We start from the raw sequence: 12,337 nt of genomic DNA on the forward strand, positions 1-12,337 counted from the left end.
CAATCGCCATGCCTGCCGACACCAATCCGGCGGGCGATATATTTGGTGGCTGGCTGATGGCTCAGATGGATCTCGCGGCGGGGAACGTTGCGGCGCGGCGGGCGCGCGGCCGGTGTGCGACCGTCGCGGTCGATGCGGTCACCTTTGTCTCGCCCGTCCAAGTCGGCGACGAAGTGAGTCTCTATGCCGAGCTCGTCCACACCGGTCGCAGCTCGATGAAGATCAGGGTCGAGGCCTGGCGGCGACCCCGCCATAGCGAGGAGAACCAAAAGGTCACGGAGGCGATCTTCACCTTCGTTGCGCTCGGCGAGGACGGGAAGTCACGGCCGTTGCCGGAACCCGCCGGATAGCGCCGCGATTCTCGATCACTCGAGCTAGACGATGCTCCGCACGACGCCACCGTCGGCCCTGAGGGACGCGCCGGTCACAGCGGAGGCCCCTTCGCCGCAGAGAAACACCACGAGATTGGCGACCTCCTCCGATTCAGCGAAGCGGCCGATCAGCGAGGAGGGACGCATGGTCTTCACGAAGTCGCGCTCGAACGCCTCCTTGTCCACCTGCTGATCCTCGGCCAGCTTCTCGACGAACTCCACCACGCCCTCCGAGCGCGTCGGGCCGGGAAGCACGGCATTCGACGTGACGCCGGTGCCCGCAACGCTCTCGGCGATGCCGCGGGACAGCGCAAGCTGCGCCGTTTTGGTGAGACCGTAGTGCACCATCTCCGCGGGGATCTGGACGCCGGACTCGCTGGAGATGAATATGATCCGGCCCCATCCGCGCTCGACCATGCCGGGCACGAGAGCGCGGCTGAGCCGGACACCGCTCATGACGTTGACGTCGAAGATTTCCTGCCAAGCCGCGTCGGAGATATCCACGAAGGGAACCGGTTCGAAGATGCCGACATTGTTGACGAGAATGTCGACATCGCCGGCCTCGCTGATGAGCTCGTCCGCGCCGGCCGCCGTACCGAGATCGGCGGCGATGCCGATGGCGGACCCGCCGGTCTCCTTCGCGATGGCCTCGGCAGCCTCGCGCACGCGGTCCTTGTTGCGCCCGTTGACGATCACCGTGGCGCCTTCGCGCGCAAGGCCCTTGGCGATGGCGTAGCCGATGCCCGCGGTCGACCCCGTCACGAGCGCGCGCTTGCCCTCGAGTTTCAAATCCATGATTGCCTCGACCGTAGTTGTCTGTTGCGCCGTTAGGCGGATGCGAGCCGGGCAAAGCCTGCGTCGAGATCCGCTTTGAGATCTTCGATGTCCTCAAGACCCACATGGAGACGCAAAGCCGGGCCTTCCACCTGCCATGTGGTCGCAGTGCGGTAGGCGGTGGGGTCGAAGGGAAGGATCAGGCTTTCGTATCCGCCCCAGGAATATCCCATGCCGAAGAGATCGAGCCCGTCGACCATCGCGGCAAGAGCTTTGTGCGAGACTGGCTTGAGCGCGATGGCGAAGAGACCCGACGATCCGAGAAAATCCCGTTTCCACAGCGCGTGACCGGGATGGTCGGGCCGGGCAGGGTGGATCACCCTCTCGACCTCGGGGCGTTGCGCGAGCCAATCCGCAAGCGCGAGAGCCGACTCCTGATGGCGCTGAAGACGCACCTGCATGGTCCGCAACCCACGCAAGCCCAGATACACATCCTCAGGCCCCGGGCACAGACCCAAAATGTCGTGCGTCTTTGCCACGGGCCCAGCCGCGGACTCAGCTGTCGTGATCACGCCCAGCATCGCATCGGCGTGGCCGACGATATATTTCGTGGCGGCGTGCACGACCACGTCCACCCCGTGATCGAACGGCCGAAAGAAGAGCGGCGTCGCCCAGGTGTTATCCATGATCACCTCGGCGCCCGCCGCGTGGGCGGCCTCGGCGATCGCGGGAATGTCCTGCACTTCGAAGGTTTGCGAGCCGGGAGACTCCGTAAAGACAAGTTGCGTCCGCTCGGTCAGGAGCTCCGCGATCCCCCCGCCGATCACCGGATCGTAATACGTCGTGGTGACGCCAAGCCGCTTCAGGACTGTGTCGCAGAAGCGGCGCGTCGGCCGGTAGACGCTGTCCGACACAAGAATGTGGTCGCCGCTGGACACGAAACTCTGAATGGCCGTCGCGATCGCCGACAAACCCGACGGGGTCAGGAGCGTCGCGTGTCCGCCCTCCAGTTCAGCAAGTGCGTCTTGAAGCGCACGCACCGTGGGCGTGCCCAGCCGACCGTAGCTGTATTCCTGATCGTCGGCGAGGAGCGTGTCGAGCGTGGGATACAGGACCGTCGAGCCGCGATAGATCGGCGTGTTGACGAATCCGTGGAACCGAGCCGGATCACGGCCCGCATGCGACAACCGCGTCGCATGCTTGCCGGGCTTCTTCGTCTTGCTCATGCAGACCTCTTAGCGCGACGAGCCGAAGGCCATTTAGCCTGTCTCGATCGGCAGACGGTCGTCGGCGCCCCATTCGGCCCAAGAACCGTCATAGACCGACGTCCGCAGGTACCCGGCTTCTCCGAGCGCCAAGGCAAGCACGCACGCGGTGATGCCCGAACCGCACGTCGTCACCACGGGCTTGTGGTGGTCCAGACCCGCCGATGCAAAGACCTCCTTCAACTCCGGAACGGACTTGAAGGTGCCGTCGTCGTTCAGCACCTGCTTGTAGGGAACGTTGATCGCGCCCGGCATGTGGCCCGCCCGTAAACCAAGGCGAGGCTCCGGGGCGTTGCCGGCGAAGCGTTCCGCCGAACGGGCATCCACGATGGCGGACGACTTTTCATGGACCGCCTTCTTCATGTCATCCACGTCGCGCACCAGATCGAGATTGCGGCGGGCAGTGAAGTGGCGGGGCGTCCGCGGCGTCGGCTCGCCCATCATGAGCGGGCGGCCCTCGGCCTTCCATTTCAGGAGGCCACCGTTCAGCACACTGACATCCTGCGCGCCCATGACCCTGAACATCCACCAGACACGCGGCGCGCTGAATGTGCCTTGCCGGTCATACACGACCACACGCTGCCCGTCGCCAATGCCCATCTTGCGCATCCGGGACGAGAACTTCTCCGGCGGCGGCAGCATGTGCCCCGTCTTCGCCTTGTCGTCCGCAATGTCGTCGATGTCGAAAAACACCGCGCCGGGAATATGTTCGGCGAGGTAGTCCTCGCGCGCGTTGTTGGCTTCGGCCGGCAAATACCAGGTCGCGTCGATGACGACGATATCCGGCGCCTCCAATTCGCGCTCAAGCTCGTCGGTCTCAATCAGCCATGTCTTCGGCGTCATAAAGTTCCGGTCTCCAATCCTCGTCTAGACAAACACGCTCGGTGCCGACGGTCCCGGCTCGGCGAGCCAGGCGGGCACCGGAAGTTCCTTTTCGCGCAGGAAGTCCGGGTTGAACAACCTGCTTTGATACCGGGTGCCGTAATCGCAGAGCACCGTGACGATGGTGTGGCCCGGACCAAGCTCCTTGGCAAGGCGAATAGCGCCGGCAACATTGATGCCGCTGGATCCGCCGAGGCAAAGGCCTTCCTCGCTCAGAAGTCCAAACACCACGTCGAGGGCCTCCGAGTCCGGAATCTGGAACGCTTCATCGATCGTCGCGCCTTCCAGGTTGGCCGTGATGCGCCCCTGGCCGATTCCCTCGGTGATTGAGCTGCCTTCCGCCTTGAGCTCTCCGTGCTTGTAGTAATTGTAAAGCGCAGCGCCCATCGGATCGGCGATCCCTATCGTGATGTCGGGGTTGTGCGCCTTCAGTCCCATGGAAACCCCGGCGAGGGTCCCGCCGGTGCCGACCGCGCAGATGAAGCCGTCGACGTTTCCGTCCGTGTCGCGCCAAATCTCTTGCGCGGTCGTTTCGATATGGCCCTGCCGGTTCGCTACGTTGTCGAACTGGTTTGCCCAGATCGCGCCGTTGGGCTCGGTCTTGGCGAGCGCCTCAGCGAGCCGGCCGGAGTATTTCACGTAGTTGTTGTCGTTCCGGTAGGGGACCGCAGGCACCTCGATCAGCTGAGCGCCTGCCAGACGCAGCATGTCCTTCTTCTCGTCCGACTGGGTCTCCGGGATGACGATGACGGTTTTGAGCCCGAGCGCATTGCCCACAAGCGTGAGGCCGATGCCCGTATTACCGGCCGTCCCTTCGACCACCGTTCCGCCGGGCTTGAGCTTTCCGGCATTCAACGCGTCGCGAATGATGAAAAGCGCCGCGCGGTCCTTGACCGATTGGCCCGGATTCATGAACTCGGCCTTGCCGAGAATGGTGCAGCCCGTTTCTTCGGACGCGCGTTTGAGCTTGATGAGCGGCGTGTTGCCGATCGCCTCGAGAATGCCGTTGCGGTAGGTCACGGAAGAGCCTTTGGGGGAATTCAGTCTATTCCGCAACCTAATGAGCGCCGGTGCCTGCCGCAAGTCGCGGAAATCCCATGAATCCGGAGCCGTCTGGCATCCCGTTCCATGTGATCGCCGCACGGGAGCATGGACGGACCACGCAGGGCCCCACGACCGGCTGCGGACTCGCTTGACTAGGGCCACTTTGGGGCCTAGCAGCCGGGGAGGGCCCTGTGTATATAGGGCCGCGAATGGGACTCGCGCGCGTTTATCCGCCGCAACTGTCCCTTTAGCGGGCGTGGTGGAATTGGTAGACACGCCAGATTTAGGTTCTGGTGGCTTTGGCCGTGGGGGTTCAAGTCCCTCCGCCCGCACCAACCAACGCGTTGCCTCAACAACTTCGTTGGACAGCATGACACGAAAGATGGCGCTGCCTTGGCGCCGCAGGAATGGTGGATTGACGGTATGAACGTCACGGAGACGAATGCAGAGGGCCTGCGCCGCGAACTGAAAGTCGTGGTCGGAGCCGACGAACTCGAGGAGAAGCTCTCCTCGCGCCTTGAGGAACTGAAGTCCAAGGCTCGTATCAAGGGCTTCCGCCCCGGCCATGTGCCGAAAGAGCACTTGCGGAAGGTCTATGGCCGCTCGGTCATGGCCGAAGTCGTACAGCAGGCCGTTCAGGAGACGAGCCAGAAGGCGATTTCGGAGCGGGAAGAGCGCCCGGCGTTCCAGCCGCAGGTCAAGCTCCCCGAGGACGAGGCGGAGATCAATCAGATATTCGACGGCAAGGGCGACCTGGCCTATACGATGACGTTCGAGGTCCTGCCGACGGTCGAGATCATGGATCTCGGCACGATTGCGCTCGAGCGGCCCACCGCGCCGGTCTCGGACAAGGAGATCGACGAGGCGATCGACCGCATCATTGCGACCAACCCGACTTTCACGCCGAAGGACGGCCCGGCCAAGAAGGGCGATCGCGTCACGATCGACTTCGTGGGCAAGCTCAACGGCGAGGCGTTCGACGGCGGCACGGCGACAGACGCCCCGATCACGCTCGGCGCCGGCGGCTTCATCCCCGGCTTCGAGGAGGGCCTGGAAGGCGTTTCGACGGGCGAAGAGAAAGTCGTCGAAGCGACGTTCCCGGAAGCGTATGGCGAGCCAAAGCTTGCCGGAAAGACCGTGCAGTTCGAAGTGAAGGTCAAGGAAGTGGCCGCCCCGCAGGCGCCGACCCTCGACGATGAGTTCGCCAAGAGCCTCGGCGCGGAGTCCGTCTCGCAGATGCGCGAGACCGTGAAAGGGCGTCTGGAGTTCGACCGCAACATGGCCTCCCGCCTCAAGGTGAAGCGGGCGCTGCTGGACGCACTCAACGAGGGGCACAGCTTCGAGTTGCCGCCGACCCTGGTCGAGAACGAGTTCAAGGCCATTTGGGATCAGGTGCTCCACGATCAGGAGCATTCCAAGAAGACCTTCGAGGACGAGGGCACCACCGAGGAGAAGGCCAAGGAAGAATATCAGGACATCGCCGCGCGGCGCGTCCGGCTCGGCCTCCTGCTGTCGGAGATCGGATCGCGCAACGAGATCACCGTTTCGGACGACGAGGTCAACAAGGCGCTCATCGAGCGCATTCGTCAGTTCCCCGGACAGGAGCGGCAAGTCTATGATTTCTACCGCAATACGCCGGAGGCTCTGGCCGAACTGCGGGCCCCGATCTTCGAAGACAAGGTCGTGGACTACATTCTGGAGCTGGCCAAGGTGACCGACAAGAACGTGAGCCTAGAGGAACTCTACAAGGACCTCGACGATGGTCAGGGCCACGATCATGACCATGACCACAATCATGATCACGACCACCATCACGACCATGACCACTAGCCGACCCGGATAGCCTAATTTCGGCCTTAAGGAAGAGGCGCCCAGCCTCTTCCGTTTCGGCCTCCGAGCACATATTTTGGGATTCTCTGTAAAGGACGAATCAGGGACCGTGACCTATTCCGTCCGATAGCCCCCGACAAACAGGACATTCATGCAAAATCCGGTCGATACATACATGAGCACGCTCGTCCCCATGGTGGTCGAGCAGACCAATCGCGGCGAGCGCGCCTACGACATCTACTCGCGCCTGCTCAAAGAGCGGATCATCTTCGTCACGGGCGTGATCGAGGACCACATGGCCTCGCTCATTACGGCGCAGCTTCTCTTCTTGGAGGCCGAAAACCCCAAGAAGGAGATTTCGATGTACATCAACTCGCCGGGCGGCGTGGTGACGTCGGGGATGGCGATTTACGACACGATGCAGTTCATCCGTCCGCCGGTCTCGACGCTGTGCATCGGTCAGGCCGCGTCCATGGGATCGCTGCTGCTCTGCGCCGGCGAGAAGGGCATGCGCTATGCCGTACCGAACGCACGCGTCATGCTGCATCAGCCCTCAGGTGGCTTCCAGGGCCAAGCGAGCGATATCGAACGGCATGCCGAGGACATCATCAAGCTCAAGCGCCGGCTGAACGAGATCTATGTCCACCACACCGGCCAGGACTACGCCACGATCGAACAAACGCTCGATCGCGATTTCTTCTTTACGGCTGAGGAAGCCAAGAAGTTCGGGCTCATCGACGAGGTCGTCAGCAAGCGTCAAGGCGACGCACCATCTGACGAAGAGCCGGCACCGGCATCCTAGATTTGGGCGAGAAAAGACCTTGAGCCTACTGTGGCCAATGGGCGGCTTTGCCGCCCTAAGCCTTGGCTGTGCGGTATAGTTCGTGGCACCATTGCGATTCTAGGCACGCCAATTGAGTGTCTAGAACGTAGGCCACAGCGACGACTTGCGGATTAATCAATCCTTGATCAGTGCCACCCCAACATGGTCAGATTGTGTAACTTCGACGTCGTCTTTCGAGAGGTCATCGAGGCTTTGCGGGGGCAGGCAACGGCTATTTCGGTGCGTTCGGAGCGCCGCACGCACGCAACAGCAACGAAGAAAATTGGATATTAAGGAATGAGCAAGGTGAGCGGAACGGATTCCAAAAATACCCTCTACTGCTCTTTCTGCGGTAAGAGCCAGCATGAGGTCCGCAAGCTGATCGCGGGGCCGACCGTGTTCATCTGCGATGAATGCGTCGAGCTTTGCATGGACATTATTCGCGAGGAGAACAAGAGCTCCCTCGTGAAGTCTCGCGACGGCGTTCCGACGCCCCAGGAAATCTGTCAGGTCCTCGACGATTACGTCATCGGTCAGGATTACGCTAAACGCGTGCTCTCCGTTGCCGTCCACAACCACTACAAGCGGTTGAATCATTCCGGAAAGAACTCCGACGTTGAACTGGCAAAGTCGAACATCCTACTGATCGGCCCAACCGGCTGCGGCAAGACGCTGCTGGCCCAGACGCTCGCGCGCATTCTCGACGTGCCCTTCACCATGGCTGACGCGACCACGCTCACTGAAGCGGGCTATGTCGGTGAGGATGTCGAGAACATCATTCTGAAGCTGCTCCAGGCGGCTGACTACAACGTCGAACGAGCCCAGCGCGGCATCGTCTATATCGACGAGGTCGACAAGATCAGCCGGAAGTCCGACAACCCGTCGATCACGCGGGACGTGTCGGGCGAGGGCGTACAGCAGGCCCTTCTGAAGATCATGGAAGGCACGGTCGCATCCGTTCCGCCACAAGGCGGCCGGAAGCATCCGCAGCAGGAATTCCTCCAGGTCGACACGACGAACATCCTGTTCGTCTGCGGCGGCGCGTTCGCAGGTTTGGAGAAGATCATTTCCGCGCGCGGTCGGTCCACGTCGATCGGCTTCGGCGCCAAGGTCGAGATGGTCGACGAGCGGCGCACCGGAGACATCCTGCGCGGCATCGAGCCGGAAGATCTGTTGCGGTTCGGGCTCATTCCGGAGTTCATCGGCCGTGTGCCCGTGATCGCGACGCTCGACGATCTCGATGAGAACGCTCTGATCCGGATCCTGACGGAACCGAAGAACGCGCTCGTGCGCCAGTATCAGCGGTTGTTCGAGATGGAGGACGTCCAGCTTTCGTTCGCCGACGAAGCCTTGCTGGCGATCGCCAAGAAGGCCATCGAACGGAAGACCGGCGCCCGCGGACTCCGGTCGATCATGGAAGGCATTCTTCTCGACACCATGTTTGAACTGCCCAGCATGCGCGGGGTGGAGGAAGTGGTGATCAGCGCCGAGGTGGTTGACGGCAAGGCCAGGCCGCTGCGGATCTATTCCGAGCGGCAAGACGAGGTCGGAACCAGCGCCTGATCTTTTTCCACATGATTGTCGGCTTGAAGGCCTCAGCGAATCCCACTCTGATTGTGGCAGATTGCACGCCGTCTCGGTGCCGGTACGGCCCTTGACGGCAGGTCCGCCGACAGCCACTTTCCGGAGTAGGCGAGCTAAAATGACGCAGTGCTCCCTTGGCAGTCGCAGGGCGCATATACTTAAGGAAGCGGCTTGAACCGAATTGGGGGGTGACGGGACCGGTTTCGCGACGTGTTTTTGGGCCAGAGAAGCTGGCCGGCCATAGCAAGGAAGGCGACGGAAATAATATGACTGACACAAACCCGTCCGTAAGCATGGAAGGCGGCCCGGAGCTTTATCCGGTGCTCCCACTTCGCGACATTGTGGTCTTCCCCTACATGATCGTGCCGCTCTTCGTCGGCCGCGAGAAATCCATCGCCGCGCTTGAAGAAGTGATGCGGACCGACAAGCAGATCCTGCTGGTCGCCCAGAAGAATGCGTCCGATGACGAGCCCACGGCAGACGGTATCTACGAGATGGGTACGCTCGCCTCGGTGCTGCAGCTCCTGAAGCTGCCCGACGGCACCGTGAAGGTGCTGGTCGAAGGCTCGCGCCGCGCCATCATCAAGAACTACACCGACAACGAGAACTATTTCGAAGCCGAGATCGAGCCTGTCGAGGAGCAGACCGGCGAGGACAACGAGATCGAGGCGCTCGCACGCTCGGTCGTGTCTCAGTTCGAAAGCTATGTGAAGCTCAACAAGAAGATCTCGCCCGAAGTGCTCGGCACGACGAGCCACATCGAGGACTACTCGAAGCTCTCAGATACGATCGCCTCGCACCTCGCCATCAAGATCGGCGAGAAGCAGCAGATCCTCGAGATCACCTCCGTCTCCGAGCGGCTGGAGCGTGTGTTCACGCTGATGGAAAGCGAGATTTCCGTCCTCCAGGTCGAGCGGAAGATCAGGAGCCGCGTGAAGCGTCAGATGGAGAAGACGCAGCGCGAGTACTACCTGAACGAACAGATGAAGGCGATCCAGAAGGAGCTCGGCGACAGCGAAGAGGGCCGGGACGATCTGGCCGAGCTCGAGCAGAAGATCGAGAAGACCAAGCTGACCCGCGAAGCCCGCGAAAAGGCCATGGGCGAGCTGAAGAAGCTGCGCCAGATGAGCCCGATGTCCGCCGAGGCCACGGTCGTCCGCAACTATCTCGACTGGCTTCTTTCGATCCCGTGGGGCTCGAAGGGCAAGGTCAAGCGCGACCTGGACGATGCGCAGAAAGTCCTGGACCACGACCATTACGGTCTTGAGAAAGTCAAGGACCGCATAGTCGAGTATCTGGCCGTGCAGAACCGGACCAACATGCTCAAAGGACCGATCCTGTGCCTCGTCGGGCCGCCCGGCGTCGGCAAGACCTCGCTCGGCAAGTCGATCGCCAAGTCGACGGGCCGCGAGTTCGTGCGCATGAGCCTTGGCGGCGTGCGGGACGAGGCGGAGATCCGCGGTCACCGCCGGACCTATATCGGCTCGATGCCCGGCAAGGTCATCCAGTCCATGCGGAAGGCCAAGAAGGTCAATCCGCTGTTCCTCTTGGACGAGATCGATAAGATGGGCGCCGACTTCCGCGGCGACCCGGCCTCGGCGCTGCTCGAAGTGCTGGATCCCGAGCAGAACAACACGTTCAACGACCACTATCTCGAGGTGGACTACGACCTGTCGAACGTCATGTTCGTCACGACCGCGAATACGCTGAACATCCCGCCGGCCCTGATGGACCGCATGGAGATCATCCGTATCGCCGGTTACACCGAGGACGAGAAGGTCGAGATCGCACGGCGCCACCTGATCCCCGAGCAGATCAAGAACCACGGTCTCGAGACCGAGGAGTTCAAGCTCGCGGACGACGCCTTGCAGGAACTCATCCGCCGCTACACGCGCGAAGCCGGCGTCCGCAGCCTTGAGCGCGAGCTAGCGAAACTGGCTCGGAAGGCGGTGAAGGAGCTTCTGACCACCGACCACAAGACTGTGACGGTGACGAAGGACAACCTCGCCGACTATCTCGGCGTGCCGAAATACCGCTACGGCGAGGCCGAACTGGAAGACCAGGTCGGCGTCGTCACGGGCCTCGCCTGGACCGAGGTCGGCGGCGAGATCCTGACGGTCGAAGGCGTCATGATGCCGGGCAAGGGCAAGATGACGGTCACCGGCAATTTGCGCGATGTCATGAAAGAATCGATTCAGGCGGCGAACGCCTATGTGCGCTCCCGGGCTGTCGATTTCGGTATCGAGCCACCGCTGTTCGAACGGCGGGATATCCACGTGCACGTTCCGGAAGGCGCGACCCCCAAGGACGGGCCGTCCGCGGGCGTGGCCATGGCCACCGCGATCATCTCGCTGATGACCGGGATTCCGGTCCGGCGTGACGTGGCGATGACCGGCGAAATCACCCTGCGCGGCCGGGTGTTGCCCATTGGCGGCCTCAAGGAGAAGATGCTCGCCGCCTTGCGCGCCGGGATTAAGACCGTGATTATCCCTGAGGAAAACGTCAAGGATCTCGCGGAGATACCGGATAAGCTTAAGAATCAACTTGAGATTATGCCGGTCTCGCGCGTCGATGAGGTCTTGAAAATCGCCTTCACCCGAACGCCTCAGCCCATCGTCTGGGAAGAGGAAGGCGAGGGGACTTCGCAGGTCGTTCCCAACAAGGACGACACCGGCACGGGCCTCACCGCGCACTGATCCCAACAGCGCCTCAATCCCATCGCCGTTAAAACGCCCCATTCGTCTGGTTCGGCGTTATGCACCGATTCGGCTAAGAATGTTGATTTTCCGCGCTTTTTGCGCGACTCATACACGACTTGTTTGTGAATCGACGCGTACCCCTAGAGGGCCCAAGGGTTCATAACAAGCGCCCCACAACGGGGCCGAGCGAAAGGATAACATCGTGAACAAAGCAGAGCTTGTCGCCCAAGTGGCGAAGGAATCCGATTTGTCGAAGGATGCTGCCGAGAAGGCCGTCGACGCGACGTTCAAGAATATCGAGAAGGCTTTGAGCGGTGGCGACACGGTGCGCATTGTCGGCTTTGGTAATTTCCAGGTCGCGCAGCGCAAGGCCTCGGTTGGCCGCAACCCACGCACAGGCGCTGAAGTTCAGATCCCGGCCTCCCGTGTTCCGAAGTTCCGTGCCGGTAAGGCTCTGAAGGAAGCGGTCAACGGCTAAGCAGCCGGCTGACCCTTCAGCGACTTCTAGGCGAAGCCTCGCGAAAGCGGGGCTTCGTCTTTTCTGTTTTGGGTTCCGTTGCCGTGCGGACGGGGCGGGCGAACCGGAAGCCATCCTGGCAGGAGAACTCTGGGGAGGAGAGCTCTTGGCAGGACTGACGACTTGGTCTAACGCTTCGAACCGGAGGCACCCGGCCTGGCGGGCGGTTAGCTCAGTTGGTAGAGCGCCACGTTTACACCGTGGATGTCGGCAGTTCGAGCCTGTCACCGCCCACCATTCATGCACGCGATCCGGGTGCGTCGTGACCGGAGGCAACGGCCGAAAGACGCCCTGTCTCCGAACTTTTATCCGGCGGGGATAAACGAGCGGCATCTCGCCGCAATTCGTCCTCCGCTCTTTACCCAGCTTGCCTTGACACCCAAAATCCAAGGCCGTACATGCTGGGGATCGCCTCCGGCCGTGGTTACGGCCCGGTAGGGGGTGTAGCTCAGTTGGTTAGAGCGCCGGCCTGTCACGCCGGAGGCCGCGGGTTCGAGTCCCGTCACTCCCGCCACTTTGGCCCGTCGACGCGCAGTAGACGTTGGAAA

At 61.9% G+C, this 12,337-nt stretch carries 10 protein-coding genes and 3 tRNA genes; 9 read left to right on the forward strand and 4 right to left on the reverse strand.

Annotation, left to right across the window (positions count from 1 at the left end):
- Positions 1 to 8: 8 nt before the first annotated feature.
- Complete coding sequence (locus GL4_RS09955) at positions 9 to 350, forward strand: acyl-CoA thioesterase (protein WP_425283195.1); 342 nt, start codon at positions 9 to 11, stop codon at positions 348 to 350.
- 24 nt (positions 351 to 374) lie between these two features.
- On the opposite strand, the gene GL4_RS09960 is transcribed toward GL4_RS09955, so the two are convergent.
- Genes GL4_RS09960 through GL4_RS09975 form a run of 4 tightly spaced genes read right to left on the reverse strand, consistent with a single transcriptional unit; the run spans position 375 to position 4,312 of the window.
- Positions 375 to 1,160, reverse strand: coding sequence for an SDR family NAD(P)-dependent oxidoreductase (locus tag GL4_RS09960; RefSeq protein WP_425283196.1), 786 nt, complete (start codon positions 1,158 to 1,160; stop codon positions 375 to 377).
- 38 nt (positions 1,161 to 1,198) lie between these two features.
- A complete protein-coding gene (gene metC, locus GL4_RS09965) occupies positions 1,199 to 2,371 on the reverse strand; it encodes a cystathionine beta-lyase (RefSeq protein WP_045367073.1) in 1,173 nt (390 codons plus the stop codon).
- Between the two features lie 33 nt (positions 2,372 to 2,404).
- Entirely contained in the window at positions 2,405 to 3,253 is an 849-nt protein-coding gene (gene sseA / locus GL4_RS09970) for a 3-mercaptopyruvate sulfurtransferase (RefSeq protein WP_045367075.1), read from the reverse strand.
- Positions 3,254 to 3,277: 24 nt separating this feature from the next.
- The gene (locus tag GL4_RS09975) at positions 3,278 to 4,312 is read right to left on the reverse strand and encodes a cysteine synthase A (protein ID WP_045367076.1); all 1,035 of its coding nucleotides are present in this window, start codon (positions 4,310 to 4,312) and stop codon (positions 3,278 to 3,280) included.
- Between the two features lie 274 nt (positions 4,313 to 4,586).
- Between GL4_RS09975 and GL4_RS09980 the strand changes: the two genes are divergently transcribed.
- The 8 genes from GL4_RS09980 to GL4_RS10015 all read left to right on the forward strand — a co-directional run bounded on the left by GL4_RS09980 (position 4,587) and on the right by GL4_RS10015 (position 12,303).
- Positions 4,587 to 4,671, forward strand: a tRNA-Leu gene (locus GL4_RS09980).
- A gap of 88 nt (positions 4,672 to 4,759) precedes the next feature.
- Positions 4,760 to 6,166 carry a trigger factor gene (gene tig, locus GL4_RS09985; RefSeq protein ID WP_045369914.1) on the forward strand — a complete coding sequence of 469 codons (1,407 nt, stop codon included), beginning with the start codon at positions 4,760 to 4,762 and terminating at the stop codon, positions 6,164 to 6,166.
- 151 nt (positions 6,167 to 6,317) lie between these two features.
- Positions 6,318 to 6,968 (forward strand): ATP-dependent Clp endopeptidase proteolytic subunit ClpP, encoded by a 651-nt coding sequence (clpP, locus tag GL4_RS09990; protein ID WP_045367077.1) that lies wholly within the window; start codon positions 6,318 to 6,320, stop codon positions 6,966 to 6,968.
- 318 nt (positions 6,969 to 7,286) lie between these two features.
- On the forward strand, positions 7,287 to 8,552 hold the full coding sequence (gene clpX / locus GL4_RS09995) for an ATP-dependent Clp protease ATP-binding subunit ClpX (RefSeq protein ID WP_045367080.1): 1,266 nt from the start codon (positions 7,287 to 7,289) through the stop codon (positions 8,550 to 8,552).
- A 287-nt stretch (positions 8,553 to 8,839) separates the two neighbouring features.
- Positions 8,840 to 11,269, forward strand: a complete 2,430-nt coding sequence (gene lon / locus GL4_RS10000) for an endopeptidase La (RefSeq protein WP_045369916.1) — start codon at positions 8,840 to 8,842, stop codon at positions 11,267 to 11,269.
- A gap of 205 nt (positions 11,270 to 11,474) precedes the next feature.
- Positions 11,475 to 11,750, forward strand: coding sequence for an HU family DNA-binding protein (locus GL4_RS10005; protein ID WP_045367083.1), 276 nt, complete (start codon positions 11,475 to 11,477; stop codon positions 11,748 to 11,750).
- A gap of 200 nt (positions 11,751 to 11,950) precedes the next feature.
- Positions 11,951 to 12,026, forward strand: a tRNA-Val gene (locus GL4_RS10010).
- Between the two features lie 200 nt (positions 12,027 to 12,226).
- A tRNA-Asp gene (locus GL4_RS10015) sits at positions 12,227 to 12,303 on the forward strand.
- The last annotated feature ends 34 nt before the right edge of the window (positions 12,304 to 12,337 follow it).

Source organism: Methyloceanibacter caenitepidi (genome assembly GCF_000828475.1).
In the GTDB taxonomy this organism is placed as follows: Bacteria; Pseudomonadota; Alphaproteobacteria; order Rhizobiales; family Methyloligellaceae; genus Methyloceanibacter; species Methyloceanibacter caenitepidi.

Excerpts from the sequence above, each read along its gene's own strand:
- GL4_RS09955 (WP_425283195.1), top strand. The coding sequence starts at position 9 with ATGCCTGCCGACACCAATCCGGCGGGCGATATATTTGGTGGCTGGCTG.
- metC (WP_045367073.1), bottom strand. The coding sequence starts at position 2,371 with ATGAGCAAGACGAAGAAGCCCGGCAAGCATGCGACGCGGTTGTCGCAT.
- sseA (WP_045367075.1), bottom strand. The coding sequence starts at position 3,253 with ATGACGCCGAAGACATGGCTGATTGAGACCGACGAGCTTGAGCGCGAA.
- tig (WP_045369914.1), top strand. The coding sequence starts at position 4,760 with ATGAACGTCACGGAGACGAATGCAGAGGGCCTGCGCCGCGAACTGAAA.
- clpP (WP_045367077.1), top strand. The coding sequence starts at position 6,318 with ATGCAAAATCCGGTCGATACATACATGAGCACGCTCGTCCCCATGGTG.
- clpX (WP_045367080.1), top strand. The coding sequence starts at position 7,287 with ATGAGCAAGGTGAGCGGAACGGATTCCAAAAATACCCTCTACTGCTCT.
- lon (WP_045369916.1), top strand. The coding sequence starts at position 8,840 with ATGACTGACACAAACCCGTCCGTAAGCATGGAAGGCGGCCCGGAGCTT.